Genomic DNA, 24,895 nt, shown 5'->3' on the forward strand with positions numbered 1-24,895 from the left:
TTGAATCGCAGGGGATCAGTCGTCGATGCTTTTGACGACCTTGTCGATCAAGCCATAGCTGCACGCTTCGTCAGCGGACATGAAGCGGTCACGGTCGGTGTCCTCTTCGATTTTCTCGAGCGAGTGACCGGTGTGTTCGATCATGATCTCGTTCATGCGTTGCTTGATCCGGCGCAACTCAGCGACGTGGATTTCCACTTCGCGAGCGGTACCCTGCATGCCAGCGAGTGGCTGGTGAATCATGATGCGAGCGTTTGGCAAAGCGAATCGTTTGCCCTTGGCACCGGCGGTCAACAAAACCGCACCCATCGAAGCGGCTTGGCCGATGCAGTACGTCGCGACGTCGCACGAAACGAATTGCATCGTGTCGTAAATCGCCATCCCCGCCGTGATGCTGCCACCAGGCGAGTTGATGTACATGTGGATGTCCTTCTTGGGATCATCGGCTTGCAAAAACAGCATTTGAGCGACGAGCGCGTTGCTGATTTGGTCGTCGACTTGTTGCCCCAGAAAGATGATCCGGTCCTTCAGCAACCGGCTGTAAATGTCGTAGGTGCGTTCTTCGCGGCCGTTGCTTTCGACCACGTATGGGATAACGGGCATGTTGATGTCCTGGTTGTTTTGGTTCGTTGAGAATGGGAGGTCCGAAGTCTGAAATGGATCAGTCTTCGTCGTCTTCGCTTGCGGGAGTTCCCATCAAGAGGTCGTCAACGAGCCCGTATTCTTTGGCTTGTTGTGCGTCCAAGAAGAAATCGCGATCGGTGTCCTTGGCAATCTGCTCGACCGATTTGCCACAATGGCTCGAAATGATTTGATTCAGTTTGTCGCGATAGCGGAACATTTCCGCCGCTTGGATTTCGATGTCGCTGACTTGGCCCGAAACGCCACCGAGCGGTTGGTGCATCATCACGCGGCTGTTGGGCAAGCAGAATCGTTTTCCCTTGGCGCCACCGATCAGCAACACAGCTGCTCCGCTGCATGCTTCGCCGACGCAGTACGTTGCGACGGGGCACGACAGCATTTGCATCGTGTCGTAGATCGCCAACGTCGCGGTGACGCTGCCACCGGGCGAGTTGATGTAGAGGTGGATGTCTTTGCGACGATTTTCGCTCTGAAGATACAACAACTTCATCACGATTTCGTTGGCGTTGGCGTAGTGGATCTCGCCTTGCATGAAAACGATTCGGTTTTCAAGCAACAAATCGCCCAACGTCATTTGACGCTGACGTTGATAACTCTGATAAGAAGCCGCGTTCGCGAGACGATGATCCGAAGCCATGGCGTGTTGCGCGTTTAGGTTCTGATCATGCAGGGACGGAAATGGGGAACCAAACGGATCGGACATTCGTGGTAGCCTTTGGCGTGGAATACAGGGTTGCCGTCATGAACAAAAGGCCCAATCGGGGCAAGAAGGTTCAGTGTTCGCGATTGAACACCAAGTGACAAGACGGGTTGACCCGCGAAGGTGTTCTCTGAAGCCCTTGCGAAGCGTGCTAAACTACGCATCTTAACTTTCCTGCCGTTTCCGCTCCCTCCCCGGTGCGTCCTACCGGTGCCCTCTCGACGGCACCGCTCCCGCCTCACACCCCCAATTTCCCACCATGCGCTTTCCCATCCTGCGTTCGCAAATCGCTGCTTCTCACCAGCACGGCGTCTGCCGCTCCGCGTTGATGCCCTTGTCCGTGTGGCTGCTCATCGGAATGGCGTGCCTCGCCATTCTTCCCGCTGCGACGGCCCAAGACGCGATTGCGCCGGAATCCGCCGCTGCTGGCAAAACCGCGACGGAAACCGACGTCCTGGCCCCGTATCGCGAAGCCGCCACGAAACGCTGGGAAAAAGACATCCAGAAATACGAGGCACTGGACGCGAAAACCGCCGATCCGGCGGACGGAATTCTCTTGATCGGCAGCAGCAGCATCCGTCGCTGGGACTCTGCCGCTGAAGACCTGGCCCCCTTTCGAGTCATCCCGCGGGGCTACGGTGGAGCCAAGTATTCGGATCTCGCTGTTTACGCCGAGCGATTGATCACCCCGCATGATTTCCGTGCGATTGTGGCCTTCGTAGGCAACGACATCTCGGGCAAAGAAGCAGATGCCACTCCCGAGGAAGTCGAACAATTGGTTCGCCACGTTGTCGCTGTTGCTCGTGAGCATCGTCCGGGCGCACCCGTTTTGCTGGTCGAAGTCACGCCGACACGCTCACGCTACGACGCCTGGCCAAAAATTCGCGAGCTCAACGCGATGCTGCGAGAAGTTTGCTTCACCGAACCCAATGTGCATTTTGTTGCCACCGCGGAAACGTTTTTGACCCACGACAACGAACCGCGAGAAAACCTGTTCGTCGACGATCAATTGCACCTCAACGAAGAAGGCTATGTCATCTGGGGAAAAATCATCCGCGATCGCCTGATCGAAGTCCTCCGCGAACAGACGCAAGATTGATTCGTCGCCAATGAGTTCGTCGCCCGTTGGCTCCGCCCAACGGAGATCCACCCCCGCAACAGCGAAGTGAGTCGATTGGCCGGAGCCAATCGGCGACATTGGTCGCCCGCTAACCTGGCAGCGTGAATCGCTGCACACGATGATTGTTGCTGTCCAGCACATGCACTCGACGCTTGGAATCAACGACCAATCCCCAGGGTTGATAGAGTTGACCAGGGTCGTGCCCCGGGGCGCCCCACGATGAGATGGGTTCGCCATCGGGAGTCAAACGCTGGATCCGTTGGTTGCCGTATTCGCAAACCAAAACGGTCCCGTCCGAGTCCACTTCGATTCCGTAGGGATAATAAAACTCGCCGGGTTGCTTGCCTTCGTGCCCCCACGATCCGATCCATTGTGGCTCGGTCGTGGAAAGATCGTATCGCTGCACGCGATGATTGCAGGCATCCGCGATCCAAAGTGTTTTGTCATGGATGACCAGACTTTGCGGCCGCACAAAATGCTGGACCTCGCGACCGGTTCCTCCCCACTGAGCCATGAACTTGCCGTCGGGATCAAACCGCTGGATCCGATCCGACGCGCCGTACTCACCGATGTACAGGCAACCATCGCCATCGACCGCGATGTCGGTGACAAACGCGAACTCGCCGGGGCCGTCTCCGGATGTGCCACCGATTTGATCGTCAGGCAAGATTTCTCCGGTCGGCGCGAACGCGAGCATTCGATAGTAGTGCGTGTCGGCAACCAACAAGCGACCACGATCTCCGTCGAAGATCATGCCGGTGGGTCGACCGTTCGCAGTTTCGGGGGTCTTCCAAGTTCGCAAATGTTGACCATCGACGTCAAAAACTTGGATCCGGCCCGTCGTGTCGACGATGTAGAGTTGGTCGTCCGGGTCGATCGCCATCGCTCGCGGCTTCAAGAATCGTCCATCGGACAACCCTCGTCGCCCCCAAACCAGCTCGGGTGTTCCGCCCATCGCGGAAGCAACGCAGCCATTCAGACTCGACAGTCCCAGCAAAGCGGTCGCTCCGGCCAACATTCGCTGACATGCCTGTCGACGATCGATCGGATCGGATTCCGCAAGATCGATTCGTGATGGTTTGTGCATGCAGGCTTCCTGGAGAACGTGACGCCCGCCGCGTCGCATGCAGGCTGCCATCAATGAGCTCGAATCGCTAGCATATGGTGTCTCGCTAGCGTTTGCGTCCGAGTTTAACGGCCATCTCAATCGGATGGGCCGTCCTCCTCTCACAGTGCCCATGATTTACGACCTGCAAACGACCGACGATCCGCGCGATATTGTTCATCGCAGTGTCCAAGCATTGGTCGAAGGTCAGGTCATCGGAGTCCCCAGCGAAACAGTCTATGGGTTGGTGGCCAGTTCGCTGTGCCCGGCCGCAGTGCGTCGATTGGCTCAGTGGACGGCGGCGTGTCGAGGTTGGTCGGCTAGCTCGAGCCCAACGGGTTCTGAGGCATCGGAGACTGACAAAGTCGGATTTGTGGCTCCTCCGGCCGACGCCGGTTCGATTGCCTTGTGCCTACGCAGCGGCGAAGCAGCGGGCGATTTTCTGATGCCGATGACCATGCTGGCTCGTCGACTGTCCGAGAGATGTTTTCCCGGCCCACTGACACTGATCGCGGACTGTGACGACTCGGTTTCGGCGATGAGTTGTTTACCGGAATCCGTGGCCAACACCTTGCGGGCGGGGGCCGGCCAAGACACCTCGCTGGCGGGTGGCCCGGTCGCTTTTCGGGTTTCTGAACATCGGTTGCTCAGCCACATCCACCGCTACCTGTCCGCTCCGTTGGTGTGGGGCGAAATCGGATTGCCCGACGCATCGCCGCCCACAACAGCCGAAAAATTGCAATCGGCGTTGAACGCGGGAACGGGTGATTCCTTGCCACTGCTGCTCGACGACGGCATCAGTCGCTATGGTGATGAGGGAACGGTCGTCCGTGTGACGGGCAATCACTGGCACGTCCAGCGAACAGGAGTGATCCAACAAGCTGCCATGAATCAATTTGTGAAACCAGTCATCGCGCTTGTGTGCACCGGCAACACCTGCCGCAGCCCCATGGCAGAAACATTGCTCCGGGAAGCGTTGCGGCGTAAATTTGGTCGCGAGGATGTCGCTCGCGTCGTTTCGGCTGGAGTCGCAGCGGGACACGGCAGCGGCGCGGCTCCCCAAGCGGTGGAAGTGATGGGCCGTCGCGGATTGGATTTGACCGGACACGCCAGCCAACCGCTTGAAGAATCATTGATGTCGATGGCAGACCTGGTGCTGACGATGACCCGCCGGCACCGAGACGCCATCGTGGCAGCTTGGCCGGACCGAGCCGAACATGTCTTCACGCTTCGGCGAGATGGAGGCGATGTCAGCGATCCGGTCGGAATGCCAGTCGACGTGTACGAACAATGTGCCGATCAAATGGTCAGCGAACTTGAAGGCTGGCTCGGCGAACTACCCCCCGATTTTTTCCCGTCCGATCGTCCAGGCGAAGGTCCAGATGACGAACCACCGCAGCACAATGTTGGTTCGGAGTAAGGCATGACAATCAAAGTAGGCCTAGCGAGCGACCACCGCGGCGTGCACATCAAGGCACGTCTGCTGCAAACCCTTCAGCGAGAAGGGTTCGACGTCTGCGACGAAGGCACCGACACGACTGATCCCGTCGACTACCCCGATTTCGCCATCCGCGTTGCCCAGCAAATTCGTGACGGCAAATTGGATCGCGGCGTCCTGATTTGTGGGACGGGCATCGGCATGGCAATCGTCGCGAACAAGTTCCATGGTGTCCGCGCAGCATCGTGCTACGACGAAGTCATCGTGGAAATGTCTCGCCGCCACAACGACGTCAACGTGCTGTGCTTGCCCGGCGATTTGATTGGCGAACGCCCCGTCGACGAATTGGTGCTGATGTGGCTTCGCACCGAATTCGAAAGCGGACGTCACTCCCAACGAGTCGACAAGATCACCGCGATCGACAGCAGCGACACGCCTGACATCAATCGCGGCGTCTAATTCGTGGCTGCGAAGAAAGCCTCCACGTCCTCAGCCAAAGCCGCGAAAACCACGCGAGCAATCGCCGTTGATGCGCCGCCGCTGAAGTCCTGGAGTGACCTGATCGGGCACGATGCCCTGATCACGGGACTCACGGCAGCCATCCAACAAGGTCGCCTCGGCGGAAGCCTTCTATTCGTCGGTCCCAACGGCGTCGGCAAAACCTCCGCCGCGATTCTGCTGACGCAAACCTTGCTGTGTGAACGAAGCACCGCACGTGAAATGGCTCCCTGTGGCGAGTGCCCATCGTGCATTCAAGTCCGAGCCGGCACGCACCCGGACTTCATTCAGGTCCGCAAACCAGACGACAAGACGCTGATTCCTTTGGAGCTCTTGATCGGCCCCGTCGACGCTCGTTTGCAAGAAGGGTTTTGCCACGACGTGCACCTGAGACCCATGCAGGCTCAACGCAAAGTCGCAATCTTGCATGACGCGGACTTCCTCAATGAGGAAGGCGCGAACTGCTTGCTGAAGACGCTGGAAGAACCACCCGCGAACGCATTGATCATCCTGATCGGCAGCAGCGAGCAACGCCAGCTTCCAACCATCCGTTCACGATGCCAAGTCCTGCGTTTTCAAACGCCACCGGGCGAAGCGGGACGAGCCCTGCTGCGAAAACAACTGGATCACTACCAGTCGCAACATGAAGAGGAACCCTTGCCGTCGATCTCAGACGACGCTCTCGATGCTGCCATCGAACTGTCCGCCGGCGACATGCACGTCGCAGCAAGGCTGGCTCGCGGGGGCGGCGAACAAATTCGCGAAGCCCTTTGGAATCAGCTGGCCGCTCCAGTGCCCGACCCAACCGCGATCGTGCGTTTGATCAACGGGCACCTCGATTCGATCAGCAAAGATGTGCCCAAGCGACGAGCGGCACTTCGGGATGTTTTCTCGATCGCCGTCCAGCACTACCGCCGGCAATTGAGATCCGATGCGAGCTCGGGTGAGTACGATCCCGCCACCCACCGGCGACTCGACCGCACCCTTCGAACTTTTCGCGAGATCGACCGCAGCGCCAACCTCGGCACACTCGTCGATTGCTATGCGTCCGACCTGACGCTTGCCACCACCGGCGACAGAGGGGCTATCGGTTAGTCGGTCCCGACTGTCCAGCCCTTCGTCGTAGGCCAGGTTATCACCTGACACCCAGCCAATGCTTTGGAACAAAGCAAGGCGTCCAACCTTCCCGCTAGACTCCCGGACGCACGACCAGCCCCCCGCCAGGTAAAACCTGGCCTACACCGCCGCGTTACAGATTGTCGACTTAACGTCAACCAGGTTTGAACGCATGTAGGATGGGCACTTTTGCCTTTTTATCCCCCACATCTCGAAACACCAAAGATTAGTGTCCGATCAGAGTGGATTAGTGTTCCACCAGAGCGGTCAAGGGAACACTAATCGCCGCTAATCAAACACTAATGATTCCTCGGCAAGGGATGTTTAGCCTTAAACCGCTTGTATTCCCAACGCAAGCGGCTCCCAAAAGATGTGGGGTACAAAAAGGCACTTTTGCCCGCCCAAGTTGTGGATATCGGCCAAGACTGGCCAACCGACAGAAAAATCGACGAGTCGTGTTAGCATCGGCACCCGCTGAACGCATCACGACTTCGATACCAGTCAGCCACACCGAGACCACAAAGCTCAACAAGTTTTGCTGTTCGGCGACTTGGCCAACCGTTACGCTAGGAGCACCGCCTTCTCTTTGCCGTCTTCTCGGGGTGTCACGATGTTCGACTGGAAAAAGCTGTTCGCCAGTGTTTGGCTTCTCTCTTGGATGGGTTTCGCAGGAGCCCCAAACGCACTCGCCCAAGACAACAGCGGCCTGAACGATCCCGGTGGCTTCGCGGCTCATCCAGCGGGCTCGGCAGGAACCAACACGCCCCCAGGTGCAGCCGGTGGTCAGTCACTCGCTGACTTCAGCCAGTTGATGCAGCTCATTCAAACCACGATCGATCCTGAATCATGGGAAGCCCTCGGCGGAGTCGGAACGATGGCTCCCTATCCTGCTGGCATCGTGGTTGCTCCCGATGGTTTGCTTCGCGAATCCGAGGTGAGCGATGCTCCCGACACAAAGTCGGTGGAATGGAAGAAGCACGCAACCGCATTGATGTTGGACGCCGCGCGTTCTCGTGAAGATGTTTCGACACTGGTCCCGGAACACTGGACCTCCCCAGCCAAAATCCGATGCGTGTCGGTGCGACGATGGATGCAAGCGCTCGCCGCTGAGAATCTCGCTGATCGCAAAACATCAGAACCGGGATCGAACGACGATGCACTCGGACATGCCGGCGGGTTGTCCAAAGTCTCACTGGTCCTGCTGACAGATGACGACATCGTCTTGGCCGGCACCGTCGGTGGCTTCGAGCAAATTGACGGTTGGCAAGTTGATCGACGATCGGGTCTCCCACCGTTGAACCTGACATCGCTCGCCGTCGGATTGTCCGCCGCACTCAACCAACGACCGTTTGGTTGCACGATCGATCCCACACAAGCCGGTTTGAAGAAAGCGACCGCTCTAGGACAATCGATCGTCTCCGGTGATGTGCCCATTGGACTGGCGGCCGAGTCGTTGGCCGAAGCTTTGGGTCGCCAAGACATTCGCGTCTTCGGAACCTCTGCGGATCACGAGATCGCATGGCTACTCATCGAAGCCGATCGACACATGAAACGGTTGGCACTCGGTGACGAGGACATGCCCGATGGAGTTCGCAATTACCTGCAAACCATTCAAGCCACCGCGGGCAACTCGCCGCCGGCCGACCTGCTGCTTCGACTTTGGTTCACCGGACAAGCCTTGGAAGTCCAGCACGAGCGCGCAGACTCTGCCAACCTTTGGCAGTTGACTGGCACGCCATTGCGACTCAGTGGTGAGAATGAACTGGCGTTGCTGAATGGTCGACGCGGCAACGTTGTCCTGGACCCATCCACGGAAGCTTTCGTCAAACACTTCAATCAACAGTGGGCAACAATCCGGTCACGTTTCCCGCTCTACGGCGCTCTCGAGTCGGTCTACCAAGCCACCGCCTTGGGGCAACTCTGGGTTCAAAACAGCCAAAAGAATTCGAACGCTGTGTCGCCACAAAACGACCACGCGACTTTGCAACGAGCGCTGTTGCATTTCGCCTCCCAACGATCCTCGCAATTGGCAACGCCAACCCAAGTGGACTCGATCGCAGTCCTGCATCGATATCGCCACCGAAACAAAATGCACCAACTGATCCTGGCCAGCGGCGGAGTCAGCGTCGAACCGTCCGACCTGCTCCCCAAGCAAGTGCAACCACGCCCAAGCCTGGCCATCTACGGCGAACTCGTCGACGCGCGCCCCAGTGATCGCTGGTGGTGGAACGCCGAGTGATTGCCTGAGACACCCCCCTTTCCATCGGGCAACTCCGACGCCTACATCCAACCGCCACTTCGTGGCTAAGACGCCCGCACCATTCACATTCGCCGCCACTTTGTGGCTGCTTGTGAGATTACTACACCACTTCGCGATACAGCGCTCGCGTGGAGTCTTCGTCGAGCTCGATGGGGTTGAACGTGCCGGTCCACTGCTTCAGCGCATCTTCGACGAACAAACCGATGTCAGATGTTGGAATGGAAAGATGATCCAGCGTCGTCGCGAGGTCGGCTTCTCGCATCCACTCCTCGATCAACTCAGCCAATCGCACCGGTGCTTCGGACACGGTGGCGTTGGGCTCGAGTTCACGCAGCAACTCCGCGTACCAATCCGCGTGAACGGTTCCGTTGAAACGAACCACCGCGGGCAACATCAAACCGACCGCTTGGCCGTGCACCACGTTGTGCCGAGCGGTCAAAGGATTGGCCGTGGCGTGCGCTGCGCCCAACATCGATGTTTCGATTGCCATTCCGGCAAGACACGCTCCGAGTTGCATGTCGGCGCGAGCGTCCAAGTCATCGGGAGCTTGCAGGACTCGAACGAAGGACCGGCCCAACAAACCAAAGGCACGCCGACTGTAGGTCGTCGACATCACGTTGCGTTTCTTGCTGACGTAGGTTTCGACAGCATGCGAGATCGCATCGATGCCAGTCAGCGCCGTCACTCCACGAGGCTGCGTCAGTGTGAACGTTGGATCCAGCAAAGCGATTCGGCACGCAGCTTTGGGATCGCCACAAGCCATCTTCACGTGTGTTTCGGAGTCGCTGATCAATGCGAAACTCTGGGCTTCGCTGCCGGTTCCCGCCGTGGTTGGAATCGCAATCATCGGCAACATTTCCGACGTCGCTTTTCCAACACCGTGGTAGTCATGAATGCGACCACCGCAACTGTAGACGAAGTTAATTCCTTTGGCGCAGTCCATGCTGCTGCCGCCGCCCAGCCCAATCAGCAGGTCCGGCTGAAACTCTGCCGCGACGCTGACCCCAGCATCAACCATCGCAGACGTTGGGTTCTCGGCAAAGTCATGAAAAGCGTGCACTTCCCAGTCGTTCTCGCGAAGCAATCCCGTGATGCGATCGAAATGCCCCGCCGCGACGATTCCCGAATCGCAAACCACCAACACTCGAGGTCGTCCCGAGGTCAGCACTCCGCCGAGCGAACGAGCCAGCTCGTTGATCTGATTTGAAACGTTCGGCCCAAACACGATTCGCGTTCGTGGATGAAGATCAAACGGTTGCATGCGGGAGTCCTAAAGAGGGGCGGCAATCGAGGTGGGAGATCAGGCGGGATGGAGCATTAGTTGAACGCATCCGTCGCTCATGCCAAACCCCATTGACGTCGCAAGAACCACTCGACCGACAAAGCCCCAGCAAACAGTAGGAAAATGAACCAACCGCTCACCGGTCCGTCACCCAATCTGAATTTTTCGATCACCGTGCGAGTCGATTCCGTCCGGCGTGACTGGATCAATTCCACCAATTCGTCGATCTGTTCCGGCTCAAACACACGGCCGCCCGATCCCGAGGTCGCCGAAGCAATTTGACGAAGCAACGAGTGATCGGTCGCCGAAGCGGTCAATTCCCGGGTGTCGTCGAGCACCTGAAAAGCGACCTCCGCCGCCTCAATCGGCTCACCAGAATCCGACGACGAGCCATCCGCTGCCGGAGCAACACGCAATCGATGAAAACCGGCCGGCATGGTTGGCAACTGCCCCGCCAGCGAAACCGCCGACTCGCCAGTTGAACTGGTGCTCGACATCGGAACCACGATCGTTTCACCCGATGACAGGATCACTTCCGCTTGAAGCGATCGATTGCTGGGCAACGCCGACAACTCGCCTCGTATCGTCGCGTTGAACGAAGGTGGCTCGGTCGCCACGAAACGTCGCGGTGACAATTCCAGCTGAATCGTTTGCTGCGAAGAATCCTCACGAGCAAGCGACCACAGAATCAACTGCCGCCAAAACCGCCGGTGAAAATCACCCAGTCCCGCACGTCGCCATGTCCAAGTCGAATCAAACGCCAGTGTTGCCACTCGGCCGCGGCCATATTCGCCAACTACCATCATCGGTTCGTCGCGAGCGGTCGACAACAACACCTGAACCCCAGCAGCGACTCGAACCGAAGGCCACCGATTCGCACCTGGCATCGGCGGTAAATCAGACCAACCAATCGGCCCGCCTCGTTGGCTCGCTTGGATCGACGTGATCGGATGCGCAGTCGACGGTTGCAACATTACCGCCTGACGCATGGGATCATCCTCGTCACCCAACCGCCGCGATGCATCCAACGGTCCAGGTGGCTGACGCTGGCGATCATCCAGTTGCACCGGCAAGACCTTCGCCAGTGGAGTTGTCGCGTAGCCGCCTCGCGAATAAGTGTGCTCGCCGCCCAGCATGATCAAGGCGGTGCCTTCGCCCACCGAGTCCGCTAGCTCCTGCAGTTGTTCATTCCCGAGTGCTGATGAGTGCAAGTCACCCAAAATCACAACGTCGTAGCGACCACGACTGAAGTCATCGACCAAATCGATCGGCCAAGCGCCAACCGTGTCTCGCGGAATCCATCGATAGGTCAATTCCAAATCGAGGAAGCGACCGAGCGCCCAGCGCAGATCCTTTTGCTCCAATCGCGGTGTTCCCTCCAAGTACAAAACTCGGCCGCCACCTTCGCGAACGTCGACAAACGCGACTTGCGAATTGTTGTCCGTGATCGTTTCGCCCGATCGGGTTTCGACGCTCGCGACCAATCGATATTGGCCTGGCTTAGGAGCCAACACAGGCACATCGATCGCGGTGGTTTGCTCCAGCGATTCAGGTGTGACCGTGCGAGTCGCCGCGATCGACGTTTGCCCGGCCGAATCGATCCACTGCAGCGAAACCTTCGCAGGCGATTGGACGATGCCACGCGTCAGCACATCAAAGGACACGTTCGATTCGTTGCCGGTGAACATGCGAAACGTCTCGGGCAACGATTCAATCGCCAAATCAATCCGGCGAGAAGCCTCGGCGGGCGGGCCCAATGGAACGGTCCAGACCGGGACGCCCATTGCACCGACCAAGCGGGCTTCACGACGTGGGTCCGACTGCTCCGCATCGCTGCCTTCGGACCGATTGGTGATTTGCGTTCCGTCACTGAACACGGCGACTCCGGTCAGCGGACTGTTCCGTCCTCGGTTCATCGCCATCAACAACGGTGACGACAGATCGGTCTCTTTCCCCGAATGCTCGATCTCGCCCACGCGTTGCGTCAGCGTTTGCAGGTCACTCGTTCCGCTCTCGCCAATCACGTTCGCCGATGCATCAAACCCCATCACGACGACATGCAACGCTTGGTCAGAATCCGACAAACCGGCAGCCAATCGTTCAAGCGTCCGCCGCTGCTGTTCCCAACGATCCTCCGATCCATCGGATGGCAAATTCGTGCTAGCCGACGTATCGACTGCAATGGCAAGCGTCGCTGCCGCGGGACGATTATCGGATCTCACCAGCGCCGGACGAAGCAATACCAGAGCCAACGCGATGGATGCCAGACCACGCAGCACCAACAAGCCCCGTCGTCGACGCCCGCTGACTCCCGGTGGCAGAATCGTAAACAACATCGTCGCGATCAAACCCACCAACAGCAAAGCCACCGGCAACGAATCGTAAATCGGGTCGAGGCTCCAACTCACGCTGCCGCTCCCGATGTTCGGTAGAACCGATTGCTCAGCAATTGCTCGGCGAGGAACACAACCACCGCCAACAACATCATCGGTCCGTGCAGCGAAACCGGAGGCGATCCGCCGACGCGGCCTCGGATCGACAATTGCTCTCCGGAATCCGATGAAATCCATTGTTCGGCACCGAACCGCTGGTCCATCTCAGTCGCGGTCACCCGATCGTCCAGCGACCAAACAGGATCCAAGTTCGTCGAATAGCCGCCCCAATAGCCGGGCCCACGCAAGAACGTTGTTCCAACTTCGTTCGTTTCGGTGAACACGCCCCCACGCTCGGCAACGTCCACTTCGCTGATAACCACTTCACCATTGGACTCCCTGGCTTCCGTCATAGGCGGGTACAGTCGCACGCTGAGTTCTGCGATCGCTTCGGCCGACAGCTTCGAAACGCCAATGGCTTGGTTCGCAGCATCACTCTCGGGGACCAAAGCGGTTGCCCCCACCGACACCGTCATCGCTTGATCAGAAACCCCGGTCGCCCATTGCATCAGACCACGCCAAGTGACGAACGCGGGCCAAGCATCCGCGGCGCTGAACAATTGGTTCCATGATCTTGTTTCCTTGGACAATGCAGGCAGCGGGGTGGTCAACACCGCGACGCGGCCATTCTTTCCCTTGGGTTCATTCGGCTCAATTGACCTCGCCAAAATTGCACCGTGCTGATTCCCCGCGTACTGAACCAATGACTGCCAACCGGCGCCCGTCGTGGGCTCCGTTTGCCAGTAGCGATTGACTCGAAACGAGCTCCACGAGGGTTGATCATCCAATTGAACCAGCGGTCGCAGAATAGGGTGCGAAGGCGATCGCACTTCCCAAAAAGTACCGGGCGAGGGCACTCGCCACGATCGGATCAATCGCGGCAACAACCGATCGGTCGCTGGCGAGCCATCAGTGGCCATGTTTGATTTCGCGACGCCCAAAACTTCCGTGGACGGCCCCAACATCATCACCACACCACCGCCACGAAGAGACAACTCGATCAGTTGATCCACCGAATTCTTTGACAGGCCGGTTCCTGAAACAACAGACTGAGATGCGGCATCAATTTGGATCGGTGGGTCAATCATCGCGACCGCATCGATCAGCTGCCAATCAACCGCTGACAAATCAGAGTACGCCACACCGGCAACACGAAAACCCGCTCCATCATCGTCCGGCGCTTTTGGGGCCGTCAGAGCACTTCCCAGCAAATTACGTTCATCAGCGTCGGCTCCCACCAACAGCACTCGTGGAGGCACCGGAATGCTGAGCGTCAAGTAACGCCGATCGTCCCAATCGAACGCGTCATCGCCAACGAGTTCAACCACCGCGTGATGAGTTCCTAAATCCAACGGTGGCAAGGTCATCACCACATTCGCGTTGGCTCCCGGAGCAACGGTCACCGAGGCTCGGTCGACGCCACGAAGCCTTGGCAGCACCAAATCGCCATCGCGAATGACGGGCAACGACGGGTCGCGTTCATACAAACTCAATTGCACCGTCACGTTGAGGGACTGACCTTCGCTCGATGATGTCGATTCCATTCCAACCGAAACCGAGATTGGGATGGAGACCCCCGGCGCCGGTGCCACATCAACCAACTTCGGCGAGGACAAAAAGCGATTGATCTGATTGCTCTCTGCGGCATCGGCTTTGCCATTCCCCATCGCATCGACTTGCAACATTGAGATCGCAACGTCTTCCGGTTGCATCGCGGGCGTTTGCGCAGACGGCTTCCACGACGCCGCGTTCCAATCCGATACCACAACCAATTGCTTGCCCGGCAAATCGCTGGAACGCAACAACTCGATCGCTGCGTCCATGCGTTCTTGAACAGGCAACGGATTGGCGAGCGGTTTCATTTGAGACAAACGCAATCGTGCCGACGCGGAATCCAGTGCAAACCCGATCGGCGTCGCGGAACGATCCAGCACCGTCAAGCGACTCCCTTCGGGCAATCGTTCAATCACCGTCGCCGCTTCGCGGATTGCCTGCTCCAAACGACTGATACTGGTTCCGTTTGAACTCGCAATCAATCGCTTGGACGAGGGGCCATTGTCAATCAACAACGCCATGGCGACAGGTTGCTCGTTGCCTTCTGATAGATCACCCGATGTCGCCCAAGTTCGTGTCCCAAGGAACAACGAACCGAGCAGGGCGACCACGCCTGCCACCGCCACGCCGACGGCCAACGACCGCCCCATCCCACGGGCAACCGCGACGCTGGCCAAAATCAAAAAACCGACTCCGGTCAGCCCCATCAGACCGACGGTCCACCACGTCGATGACAAAGCCGAATCGATGTGCGGCCGAGCCAAAGCAACCGCCAAGGCGATGACCGCCAACACTCGAAGTGCCAGCAACCACCAACGCCGGATTCGCAACCGACTGCGCTGCGAGGTCAACTTAGGACGCAGAAACTGAACACCCGGAAACACAACGCGTTGCGGTTCACGGCGAGCCAGCAGGTGCAATGCAATCGGCACCACCGCTGCCAGCGTTCCGAGAATCAGCGTTGCGTTGAAGAACGTCACTTGCGATCCGTCAAATCAAGAATCCATTGGGCCAAATGGTCCAGCGTCCCCGCTTCAATCGTGTGTGGCCCTTGGAATGCGAGGAACTCCCATTCCTCGGCTTCTTCGTGCAACGTGTCCGCCAAAGTCGCCGCACTCGAAAACGGAAGGACTTGATCCACCGTGCCATGCGACTGCAGAACTCGCGTCGCTTTCAATCGGCCGATTCCCGACTTCGATGCGGCTTCAATCCACTGCGGACCACACACCAACGTGCCTGAGAATTGAACCAAGACGTCCGGCGGCGGAATGTCCCCGGTCAGCGCCGCGTTCATGGTCACCATCGCACCCTGTGAGAAGCCACCCAACACGTACGGCCGAGTCCCCTCGACACTCGTTGCCGACGAATCAGATGCAGGCGGGTCCGCGGGCATGCTGTTCAAGACAGCCTTGACGGTTGACACCAGTTGGCCGCTGGCGGCTTCGATCCCGGGCGGAGTCTGGTCGTGCAACTGATCGAACTGGGATGTCTGCAGCAACTGCTGAAGCGAAGCCATGTTGAGCGGCCACCACGCTCGGCCACCGGGCATGCCTTGATCGGCCAAATCACCGGGCGCGACCGGATAGACAAACCGAACCGCCTCTGCCGCATCGCCAAGTTTACTGATCAGGTAATCCGTCAAACCGACCAAGTCGTCTCCGGAAGCCCCGTAGCCGTGACAAAGAATGACCGGCAACCAAGGCTCGTCGGAGCCATCCACCACGGTGCAAGCGAGATCGCCGAATGACGATTCATGAAAAGATTTCTTGGGAGTGTTCATGCCTCCCAGGATAGTGAGTGGGCGGCGGTTGAGTCAGCCCAGAAGCAAATCGAACCACCGGCCCAATCGATCGTTTGAGAGCCCGCTGAATGACTGTCTCGAATCATTCAGCGAAACTCGCGTCATCAATCGCAATTGGGACAGTGGTTCGAAGTTGCTCAACTCGTTGCCGGTTAACTGGAGGTCGGCATCCCGAGCTGACGCATCTTTCGATACAAATTTGATCGATGCAAACCAAGCTTGCCGGCCGCTTCGGTCATGTTGCCACCACAAGAGGCAATCAAACGCTCAATGTGCTGAACTTGAAACTCTCGCGTGGCCGAGTTCAGGTTGCCGTCCGCATCATCCAACATCGGCATGTCCACCGACTTGCGAGTCGTTGAAGGCGACATCATCAAATCGCTCGACTCAACAACATCCGTCGTGGTCAGATAACAAATTCGCTCGACTGTATTACGCAGTTCCCGCACATTGCCTGGCCAATCATGCGACAGCATCGCATCCCGAGCACTGGCTGCGAACGTTGGAACCGCACGACCAATTTGCCGACAGAAATCGGCCAAGAAATGCTCGGCCAACTCCATCACATCGTCACCCCGATGCGACAACGGCGGCAACGTCAACGACACGACGTTCAAACGAAAGAACAAGTCTTCTCGGAACCGCTTTGCCGAGATCAGCTCCTGCAACGGTTGATTGGTCGCCGCGATCACACGAACATCAACGGGAATCGAACGCGACCCGCCAACTCGAGCGACGACTTTCTCTTCCAACACACGCAGCAACTTGGCTTGGCCACCGGCGCTCATGTCGCCAACTTCGTCCAAGAACAATGTGCCACCGTTGGCCAGTTCAAACTTGCCGACTCGAGTGTCCGAAGCGTCCGTGAACGCACCTTTCTCGTGCCCGAACAATTCGCTCTCGAGCAGCGTTTCCACCAAAGCGGCGCAGTTGACCGCGACAAACGGGCCATTGCGACGTTCGCTCTGATAGTGAATATGTTGCGCCAAAACTTCTTTGCCCGTTCCGTTGCTTCCCAGCACCAGAACGCTGAGATCTGTCGGAGCCACCTTTGTGGCGTTGCGGCGGATTTCCTGGATGGATTGATGATTGCCGATCAACGGCTTGGACTGCGCCGCTTGTTCAACCAATCGATCGCGAGTCTCCGTCAAGTCGGTCCGCGTCCGATACGAATCGATCGCGATCGACGCGTGCATCGCCAACTCGGTCAACGTTCGAACATCCGCTGCATCAAAGCTCTCGTTGCGATGATCGCCCGGACGCGCGTTGATGCCTTCGAAGACACCGATGACTTGATCACGAGCGTTGACCATCGGCACGGCCAACAACGATCTCGTCGTGAAGTTTTGAGCTTGGTCAATGCGTCGGTTGACGCGACCTTCATCCGTCCCGCCCGCCGACCACCATCGCGGACTGCCACTGTGCAGGGCTTCGCCAACGATCCCGGCGTTGTCTTCGACTTCCAGAACACCGCCCTCGATGCCGATGGCCGGGCGGCCGATCAACTTCTTCGTTCGTTTGTCCCATAGGAAAATGGTGGCGCGTTCGCAGTTCAAAACTTCGCAGGCACAATCGGCCATCGAAGCCAGCAACTGTTCGTCGCTATCCAACTGCTGCCACTCCGCAGCATGCTGCAGCATCTTGGAGGTTTGCCACAACCGCCGAGCGTCGTTTTGATGATTGCGTTGCAACCACAAAAATCGTCCCACCGCGGTCGCCAACATCTTCAAACTGCTGGAATCAGCCGGCTTGCCGTCGATCGACAGAACAATCGCATCGCTGCCGATGCCTGGCAAAATATCTTGGCTCGATCCGAGGCTGTCCGAACCGGATTCCTTCCTCGCCGAAGTGGCCATGTCGGCCCCCGGTGCGACGGGGATGCTCAATGCCGCAAAACCATCGGCGGTGACGAATTGATCGTCCGCGCCAGCTTGGCTGGCCAAAGATTCCGCTTGTCCCCAACGTTCTCCGGTCCAAAATGTCGGCTGCCAACGATCTTGGATCTGGCTGACCACGCCGCCGCGAAGCGATGCTTGATTTCCAAACAACCCCAGCAGAACTGGCAAAAAAGAAGACAGTGCATTGCCGTGCGTCATCGTCGCCTCCGAACTTGCGGAGTGAACATGCGGGGGCAAAACAGATTGCGACCGATCCATGGTTGAATTTGCTTTGACGACATTGGGGGAGGAATAACCAATCACGCTTTGGTGCCCAGAGAAGAACGTCGGCTTGTCGGTCATGGAAACCGCCGCGATGATGTTCACCGCTGGACAATCAAATAGAACTAAGCCGAAAAGGTTGAAGATGCAATTTGAAGGAAAAAAGGGTCTGATCATTGGGGTCGCGAACGACCATTCGATCGCATGGGCGATCGCTCAGGAGATCCTGAACCACGGTGGTAAATGCGGATTCACCCACCTTCCCGACCGTGCAGACGACGAAAAACAACGCAATCGTCGCCGAGTTGCCAAATTGACAGATCCAGAAGATGGCGCGGAATTCCTGCTACCCATGGACGCGAATAACGACGACGACATCCGCACGGTTTTTGAACACACCGAGAAAACCTTCGGGAAAATTGACTTTTTGCTGCATTCGATCGCCTTCGCCGACCGGGACGACCTGGGCCGCGAAACGATGCACACCTCGCGTCCTGGCTTTAAATTGGCCATGGAATCCAGCGTTTACTCGCTGCTGGCAGTCACCTCCGCCGCCGAACCGATCATGAACCAAGGCGGTTCCGTGCTGACAATGACCTACTACGGCGGCGAAAAGTGCGTCCCTGGCTACAACGTCATGGGAGTCTGCAAAGCCGCTCTGGACGCCTCGATGCGTTACCTGGCGTTCGACATGGGTGCCCGCGGAGTCCGCGTCAACGCTCTGTCCGCCGGCCCCATTCGAACCCTGGCCGGACGCGCCGCGGGTGTCGAAGAGATGCTGACCATGTACGAACACATGGCACCGATGGGCCGCAACGTGACCCACGAAGAAGTCGGAAAATCTGGCGCCTTCCTGCTCAGCGACGCCAGCTCCGGAATTAGCGGCGAAATCCTGCACGTCGACGGTGGCTACCACGCCATGGGCAGCCCCGGCCGACTGCTCGACGAAATCAAAAAGCAAACGAAGTAGCTCCTAGCTAACTGCTAACTGCTCCCCCACCCCATCCCCAAGGACTGACCATGGTTCGCACCGCTTCGACGATGATGCCACTGGGCACCGCCGCGCCTGACTTTTCGTTGCCCGAAACCGATGGCGAAACGGTTTCCCTGGCCGACTTCAAAGATCACAAGGCCCTGCTGGTCATCTTTCTTTGCAACCACTGCCCCTACGTCAAACACGTCGCCGAGCAACTCAAGTTGCTGACCGATGAATACATGCAACATGGTGTCGGCGTTGTCGGCATCAACAGCAATGACATCGAGAAGTACGCCGATGATGACTTCGACGCCATGAAAGCCGAAAAGGAATCTCGCGGCTACGCGTTTCCTTATGCCTTGGACGAAGACCAATCGGTCGCCGTCGCCTACGGAGCGGCATGCACGCCGGACTTCTTCTTGTTCGATGGCGATCACAAACTGACCTATCGCGGACAGCTTGATGCCAGCCGTCCCAAGTCTGACTTGCCCGTCACCGGAGCGGACCTGCGTGCGGCACTCGACGAAACCATCGCGGGTCGCTCGCCCAAAGCCGAGCAACGTCCCTCGATCGGTTGCAACATCAAGTGGAAAGAAGGCAAAGAGCCGACCTACTTCGATCCCAACGGCACCGCGTGAACTCGATGACTCCCGGAACGCTTTTGACCGACGCCCAAGCCATGTTCTCGCATGGCGTCGTAGCGGTTCTGGGAGACCGGCTGATCATGGATTCGGTTTCGTTTGACGAGACCGCCATGCTGGTCGCCGACCACGTGATCCGCAAAGACTCCTTTGATCGCATTGTCGTCGTCGGTGCTGGCAAAGCATCCGCGGCGATGGCTGCGGGGTTGTCGAAAGTCATCCGGACCAAACTGACCAGCAGAGACGGTCAGGACTTTCCCATCATCGGACACGTCAATGTGCCCGAAGGATGTCACCGCGATCTGCCGGGCATCACGATTCGAGAAGCCCGACCGGCAGGAGTCAACGAGCCCACCGTTGCCGCCATTCAAGGCACCGATCGGATCCTCCAACTGGTCGCGGACGCCGGCCCTCGCGACTTGGTGATTGGCCTGATCTCGGGTGGCGGCAGCGCGCTCCTCTGCCGACCATCGCCCGGCATTTCGCTGGACGACAAACTGACCGTGACACGTTGGCTCAGCTCACACGGTGCCGACATCGTGGCTCTCAACACGGTCCGCAAACACCTCAGCGAAGTCAAAGGCGGTGGACTCCTGCGAGCCAACCAGGCCGGCCAGTTTCTCACCCTCGTGCTCTCGGATGTCCTCGGCGATCCACTCGACCTGATCGCATCTGGACCGACCGTCCCCGACACTTCCACGGCGACGGATGCGCTGACTGTCCTGGACCAGTTTGATCCCGACCACCAACTGCCCGCGGTCGTTCGTGAACACCTACAAAGAGCGGCCGATCACCCCGCACCCTCGATCGACGCTTCCGAACATTCCACGTTTGTGCTTGGCAACAACGCGGTCGCCGTCGACGCAGCCGGAATCACCGCGGAAGCCCTGGGTTACAACCACGTCATGCATTGCCATCGCCAATCCGAAGGCGACGCGGAAACTGTGGGCAGACACTTGGCCGACCTCACGCTCACAATGTTGCAAGCCGACCCGACCGTGCATCGACAAGACGCGTTCTTAAGCGGCGGCGAACCAACCGTCTCACTCGCGGACGCATCGATCCGAGGCGTCGGAGGCCGCAACGGACAACTCGTCCTGGCTGCCTACGCTCGACTGCTGGAACTGAATCTGCCCGACGATCAATGGTCACGACTCGCCATTCTGTCCGGCGGCACGGACGGCGAAGACGGCCCCAGCGACGCCGCGGGCGGGATGATCGACGGCAGCGTCCACCGGCGAATCGTTGAGCTCGGACTCGACGTCCACGACGCCTTGCGACGCAACGACTCGCACAGTTTCCTTCGCCAAGTCGGCGGGCTGCTCCTCACCGGCCCCACTGGCACGAACGTTTGCGACATCCGCATCGCTTTGGTTGACCATCCGAAACACCGTCGCCACCAACCCTGACTTGCAGCCCCAACCCGCAGTGAAGGCCACGCGACAGTCATCTGTTGCAACCTCTCTCGATCCGTCACAATTGACTTCGTGAATGAGCCCCGCTCATCCACACGCACCCGTGGCACAATTGGATAGCGCGTCGGCCTCCGAAGCCGAAGGTTGTGGGTTCGAACCCCGCCGGGTGTACTACCCCATCTCTCCGCTTAGGGAGATGGCGTTATTTGCAGGGTTTCGCGATTCTGGCTTTCGCCAAAAACCGGCCAAAATCCTCTCTGACCGGTAAAGACCGCCAAAATGCTGCCAATGGCAGGCGGCCCTCACCCCTTGGGCAGAACAATCGCCTTGTTGCGATTTCCACCCTCTGTCTCGTATCCATCCAACATGCCGACAAAGAAGTTGGCAATGCTCTTGCACTCGATGCTGTACTCTCGCTTCAGCGTCTCTTTAATGTGCTTGTAGCTGATGGTTGTGGCCTTTGGATTCGCAGTCTGGTAATCGGCGAAGATCTTCTTCAACAACTTGCCCTTGGTCTCTTTCTTCACATAGTCGGTGTCTTCAATTTTGACCTCTGCCAATTCCGCGTCAGTGGGGTTTTCACTGGCAGCGAACAGGTCTTCAACCTTGCCCAGCTCCTCGAAGCTAGATTCCAGCAGAGCTGTAAGCTTCTCTATCTCGGCCTCGTTCTTTTCGTCGATCTCGTAAAGCTCAGCAAATTTGAGGCTGATATCCATTCGCTTGGAATACGCATCGGAAAGCCTCTTTTTCAGATCGCGGAATTCTCGCAGCTCATCGATCGTAAATGCACGCTGTGTTTGCAAAATATTTTCTCCTCAGGAAGCACGTGTTTTACGCAGCGGAATGCAGTGCGAGCCCCTTTATGTCAATCTTTTCGCAGGCAACACCTTGACATAAAAGAAGGGTACTGTACAATGCCCAGCACAACCGAAGGCAGGCAAACCCGACTAATTACCGACAATTATTGCCTTGCCAATCTGTTTCGTCAAGTTGTTTATCAACTTTCTTTTAAGTATTTCCTGAGGCCATCTTCTTTATGTCAAGAAGATGCGACTCTATTCCCCTTGGATCGGAGAAATGAGAGATGAAGGTATGCAAGTGCAGTTTGTGTGGATGCCATTTGAAGGAGAAAGATTGGAGCAACCGTCTTCAATATCGAGTTGATGAGGTCGCGGATGTGCTCGGCGTGTCAGTATCGATGGTGAAGACCTGGATCAGATCGAAGGCACTGGTGTCGTACACGATGGGAAAGGTGCGTTGCATCGCCAAAGAAGACGTAGAGCGTTTTGTCAACCAGCATCGTGCTGATGGCCCTTTCGATACAGCAGCCTGAGGAGGAACTAATCATGGCAAAATTACGAGTGGGAAATCGCACCGACAATGGCGTTTACAAAAACGTGGTGCTGGACATTGGACGTAAGGTCACAATTGGCATTGGCTACGTGGACGGAACGCCAAAAGAGCAAAGCATTTTCACGACCCTGGAGATGCTAGAGACTTCGATTATCCGAGGCCAGGAGCCAAATCTTGAGCTTAGAAAGCGACTGGGACGACTTCCGTCTGGTGTGGTGAAGAAGTTGCGTAAGCACGATCTGATTGCCGAGGCGGACAAGGGGCCAACCCTCAAAGAACTGCGTGACCAGTTCCTTGCTGACAAGCTGATGACAGCTGATCCGAGGTCAGTCCGTAAATATCGGAACGCCTTGGACAACGGTCTTTTAAGAAGCATTGACGGTCAAAGAAAAGTCAGCACCCTGGATTCCGATGACCTAGTCAAGTTCATTCGCACAGCCGATAAGAGCTACGCCCAGAGCACTGTGGCAACGCAGATCAAGCGAGCAAAGGCGTTTGTTGGCTACGCAGTTGACAAGGGCCACTTGCGAGCCAATCCGTTCAAGAGGGACAGCATATCTCAGCTTTGTTCCGCTTTCACGATTCTGCTGACGGAAGAACGAAGCCAGACGCAAACGCAGAACATGACGCTGGAAACAATGGAGCGTCTGCTTCAATGCAAGAAGTCACTACGGAGTGAAATTGAGGATGCCGAATGGAATGCGTTGGTTCACTTGCTTCGTTTTGGTGGTGGTCGAGTTTCAAGCTATCTGGTCTTGCGTTGGAGAGACATTGACTTCGACAGACATCAGATTTTGCTACGGATGAAACGCACAGCAACGAAGCGGAAGTTCGTCAAGGGTGCGAAGCGTACTCAGGTTGTCCCTTTGTTCTTCGAGATGGTCGAGTCGCTGAAGCGTCTAAAGGCATTGCAACCCGAAGGTACAGAGTTCGTATTGAACAAGATCGGCAACTTGGACACCAAGCCCGAGTTTGAAACGACCAACGCCAAAGGCGAAAGGATTCGACAGGGACGATGGGAGACCAATCTTTCGACGACGTTCACCAAGATTCTAAAACGCAACGGGATCGCGACGTGGGCACAGCCACTGCATGGATTCCGAAGTTTTCGAGCCGCCGAGCTTGCGAGGAATGGAGCCACCGAAATTGAGCTGAACGCTTGGATTGGAAATTCAGCCGAGGTCAGGAAGCGTCACTATGGAAAGTTCCACAATGCTGACGAAGATCGGCTGAGGGAACTGATGGTCAGAAAATCAGCTTGACCGTGAAGGCTGCACCTTCGTTGATCTTTGACAATTTGGTTGTTTGCGAGGGAAAGCGTGGCGAAGTTGGGCGGTGTCCAGTGGAGATCTATCTCTGCCGGGCAGCGTTCCCGACCCTCTCGAGGCTTGGTAAATTGTGCGATCAATCGCGGAAGCTTAGATTTGCCTTCCGCTGCTAGCAGGAACCGAGCTTTTACGGAGATAAACCAAATTGTTCGAGCAGACATTCAAGAATATCGACGACGTACTTCACAAGGATGCTGGATGCGGCAGTGAGCTTGACTACGTCGAGCAGTCTTCGTGGGTGCTGTTTCTGAAATACCTTGACGATCTGGAGCGAGAGCGAGAGTCCGCCGCGAGTCTGTCGGGCACGGAATACAAGCCGATCCTCAGCAAGAAGTACCGCTGGGGAGTCTGGGCAATGCCACGCAAAGCGGATGGAGAGATCGACCATCACGCCGCACTAAGTGGCGACGACCTAATCGACTTTGTGAATGGAAAGCTGTTCCCGTATCTGGCGAAGTTCAAAACGTCTGCCGAGTCCACCGACACGATTGAATACAAAATCGGTGAGATCTTTGGCGAGATAAAGAACAAAGTTCAAAGTGGCTACGCTCTTCGTGAAGTGGTCAATCTGGTCGATGAGTTACGCTTTCAGACTAGTACCCAAAAACATGAAATGTCCCATCTCTATGAGGACAAGATCAAGAACATGGGCAACGCGGGGCGGAATGGTGGTGAGTACTACACACCTAGGCCCTTGATTCGTGCCATCGTTGAAGTCGTTAATCCGAAGATAGGCGAAACAGTTTATGACGCTGCCGCAGGTTCCGCTGGTTTCTTGGTTGAAGCGTTTGACCACATCAAAGCTCCGAAGAACAACGGGGGCAGGAAGCTAACCGTCAAACAGATGCGAGCTTTGCAGAAGCAGACGCTCTACGGCAAAGAGAAGAAGTCGATGGCGTTCATCATCGGCACAATGAACATGATCCTTCACGGGGTAGAAGCTCCGAATATCGTCCACAGCAACACATTGACCGAGAGTATCAACCCGCATTATTCACCAAGCCTGTGAGCTCGTTGTTTTTTGTTGGTGGCGTGGTCGGGAGCATTGCTGTCCGAGCTTTTGGCGTTGATTCTT

20 protein-coding genes, 1 tRNA gene and 1 pseudogene are annotated in these 24,895 nt (G+C 57.2%); 13 read left to right on the forward strand and 9 right to left on the reverse strand.

The genetic code is table 11. The features are described from left to right. Window positions 1-15: 15 nt before the first annotated feature. A pseudogene (gene clpP / locus CEE69_RS29270) lies at window positions 16-612 on the reverse strand (ATP-dependent Clp endopeptidase proteolytic subunit ClpP); the annotation flags it as partial. Between the two features lie 49 nt (window positions 613-661). Then, window positions 662-1,279: a ClpP family protease gene (locus CEE69_RS29275; protein WP_099264095.1), complete on the reverse strand. Its 618-nt coding sequence runs from the start codon at window positions 1,277-1,279 to the stop codon at window positions 662-664. A 322-nt stretch (window positions 1,280-1,601) separates the two neighbouring features. Here CEE69_RS29275 and CEE69_RS29280 point away from each other — a divergent pair, with 322 nt between their 5' ends. Further along, window positions 1,602-2,441, forward strand: coding sequence for an SGNH/GDSL hydrolase family protein (locus CEE69_RS29280; RefSeq protein ID WP_099264076.1), 840 nt, complete (start codon window positions 1,602-1,604; stop codon window positions 2,439-2,441). A 109-nt stretch (window positions 2,442-2,550) separates the two neighbouring features. Here CEE69_RS29280 and CEE69_RS29285 read toward each other — a convergent pair whose 3' ends face one another. Further along, window positions 2,551-3,549 carry an NHL repeat-containing protein gene (locus tag CEE69_RS29285; protein WP_099264096.1) on the reverse strand — a complete coding sequence of 333 codons (999 nt, stop codon included), beginning with the start codon at window positions 3,547-3,549 and terminating at the stop codon, window positions 2,551-2,553. 37 nt (window positions 3,550-3,586) lie between these two features. Here CEE69_RS29285 and CEE69_RS29290 point away from each other — a divergent pair, with 37 nt between their 5' ends. The 5 genes from CEE69_RS29290 (at window position 3,587) to CEE69_RS29310 (ending at window position 8,858) form a co-directional block, all read left to right on the forward strand. Next, window positions 3,587-4,987, forward strand: a complete 1,401-nt coding sequence (locus tag CEE69_RS29290; protein ID WP_099264077.1) for an arsenate reductase/protein-tyrosine-phosphatase family protein — start codon at window positions 3,587-3,589, stop codon at window positions 4,985-4,987. Window positions 4,988-4,990: 3 nt separating this feature from the next. Continuing rightward, complete coding sequence (rpiB, locus tag CEE69_RS29295) at window positions 4,991-5,464, forward strand: ribose 5-phosphate isomerase B (protein WP_099264078.1); 474 nt, start codon at window positions 4,991-4,993, stop codon at window positions 5,462-5,464. A 3-nt stretch (window positions 5,465-5,467) separates the two neighbouring features. Beyond that, entirely contained in the window at window positions 5,468-6,598 is a 1,131-nt protein-coding gene (locus CEE69_RS29300; protein WP_099264079.1) for a DNA polymerase III subunit, read from the forward strand. Beyond that, window positions 6,541-6,696 (forward strand): DUF1589 domain-containing protein, encoded by a 156-nt coding sequence (locus CEE69_RS33770; RefSeq protein ID WP_143549369.1) that lies wholly within the window; start codon window positions 6,541-6,543, stop codon window positions 6,694-6,696. The genes CEE69_RS29300 and CEE69_RS33770 overlap by 58 nt, the downstream gene beginning before the upstream one ends. Before the next feature lie 533 nt (window positions 6,697-7,229). Further along, window positions 7,230-8,858 carry a DUF1598 domain-containing protein gene (locus CEE69_RS29310; RefSeq protein ID WP_099264097.1) on the forward strand — a complete coding sequence of 543 codons (1,629 nt, stop codon included), beginning with the start codon at window positions 7,230-7,232 and terminating at the stop codon, window positions 8,856-8,858. 121 nt (window positions 8,859-8,979) lie between these two features. Here the strand turns inward: CEE69_RS29310 and CEE69_RS29315 are convergent, their stop codons facing one another. From CEE69_RS29315 to CEE69_RS29335, 5 genes are all read right to left on the reverse strand, one after another. Then, window positions 8,980-10,140: an iron-containing alcohol dehydrogenase gene (locus CEE69_RS29315; protein ID WP_099264081.1), complete on the reverse strand. Its 1,161-nt coding sequence runs from the start codon at window positions 10,138-10,140 to the stop codon at window positions 8,980-8,982. Between the two features lie 77 nt (window positions 10,141-10,217). Next, complete coding sequence (locus tag CEE69_RS29320) at window positions 10,218-12,569, reverse strand: VWA domain-containing protein (RefSeq protein WP_099264082.1); 2,352 nt, start codon at window positions 12,567-12,569, stop codon at window positions 10,218-10,220. Next, window positions 12,566-15,127 carry a BatA domain-containing protein gene (locus CEE69_RS29325; RefSeq protein ID WP_099264083.1) on the reverse strand — a complete coding sequence of 854 codons (2,562 nt, stop codon included), beginning with the start codon at window positions 15,125-15,127 and terminating at the stop codon, window positions 12,566-12,568. Before CEE69_RS29325 ends, CEE69_RS29320 begins: the two co-directional genes overlap by 4 nt. Further along, the gene (locus CEE69_RS29330; protein WP_099264084.1) at window positions 15,124-15,927 is read right to left on the reverse strand and encodes an alpha/beta hydrolase; all 804 of its coding nucleotides are present in this window, start codon (window positions 15,925-15,927) and stop codon (window positions 15,124-15,126) included. The genes CEE69_RS29325 and CEE69_RS29330 overlap by 4 nt, the downstream gene beginning before the upstream one ends. Before the next feature lie 173 nt (window positions 15,928-16,100). After that, window positions 16,101-18,212 carry a sigma-54-dependent Fis family transcriptional regulator gene (locus tag CEE69_RS29335; RefSeq protein WP_099264085.1) on the reverse strand — a complete coding sequence of 704 codons (2,112 nt, stop codon included), beginning with the start codon at window positions 18,210-18,212 and terminating at the stop codon, window positions 16,101-16,103. A gap of 40 nt (window positions 18,213-18,252) precedes the next feature. On the opposite strand from CEE69_RS29335, the gene CEE69_RS29340 reads away from it, so the two are divergent. The 4 genes from CEE69_RS29340 to CEE69_RS29355 all read left to right on the forward strand — a co-directional run bounded on the left by CEE69_RS29340 (window position 18,253) and on the right by CEE69_RS29355 (window position 21,310). Beyond that, window positions 18,253-19,077 (forward strand): enoyl-ACP reductase FabI, encoded by an 825-nt coding sequence (locus tag CEE69_RS29340; protein WP_099264086.1) that lies wholly within the window; start codon window positions 18,253-18,255, stop codon window positions 19,075-19,077. A gap of 50 nt (window positions 19,078-19,127) precedes the next feature. Further along, window positions 19,128-19,721: a thioredoxin family protein gene (locus CEE69_RS29345; protein ID WP_099264087.1), complete on the forward strand. Its 594-nt coding sequence runs from the start codon at window positions 19,128-19,130 to the stop codon at window positions 19,719-19,721. A 5-nt stretch (window positions 19,722-19,726) separates the two neighbouring features. Next, window positions 19,727-21,133 (forward strand): glycerate kinase type-2 family protein, encoded by a 1,407-nt coding sequence (locus tag CEE69_RS29350; protein ID WP_099264098.1) that lies wholly within the window; start codon window positions 19,727-19,729, stop codon window positions 21,131-21,133. A gap of 103 nt (window positions 21,134-21,236) precedes the next feature. Then, window positions 21,237-21,310 (forward strand) — tRNA-Arg (locus CEE69_RS29355). Window positions 21,311-21,441: 131 nt separating this feature from the next. Here the strand turns inward: CEE69_RS29355 and CEE69_RS29360 are convergent. Next, on the reverse strand, window positions 21,442-21,855 hold the full coding sequence (locus CEE69_RS29360; RefSeq protein WP_143549370.1) for a DUF1003 domain-containing protein: 414 nt from the start codon (window positions 21,853-21,855) through the stop codon (window positions 21,442-21,444). Between the two features lie 482 nt (window positions 21,856-22,337). On the opposite strand from CEE69_RS29360, the gene CEE69_RS33775 reads away from it, so the two are divergent. From CEE69_RS33775 to CEE69_RS29375, 3 genes are all read left to right on the forward strand, one after another. Beyond that, window positions 22,338-22,472 (forward strand): hypothetical protein, encoded by a 135-nt coding sequence (locus CEE69_RS33775; RefSeq protein ID WP_390180008.1) that lies wholly within the window; start codon window positions 22,338-22,340, stop codon window positions 22,470-22,472. 13 nt (window positions 22,473-22,485) lie between these two features. Continuing rightward, complete coding sequence (locus CEE69_RS29370; RefSeq protein ID WP_158231100.1) at window positions 22,486-23,754, forward strand: tyrosine-type recombinase/integrase; 1,269 nt, start codon at window positions 22,486-22,488, stop codon at window positions 23,752-23,754. A 211-nt stretch (window positions 23,755-23,965) separates the two neighbouring features. Further along, window positions 23,966-24,829, forward strand: a complete 864-nt coding sequence (locus CEE69_RS29375; RefSeq protein WP_199169986.1) for a class I SAM-dependent DNA methyltransferase — start codon at window positions 23,966-23,968, stop codon at window positions 24,827-24,829. Window positions 24,830-24,895: the final 66 nt, after the last annotated feature.

This window comes from Rhodopirellula bahusiensis (assembly GCF_002727185.1).
Lineage (GTDB): Bacteria > Planctomycetota > Planctomycetia > Pirellulales > Pirellulaceae > Rhodopirellula > Rhodopirellula bahusiensis.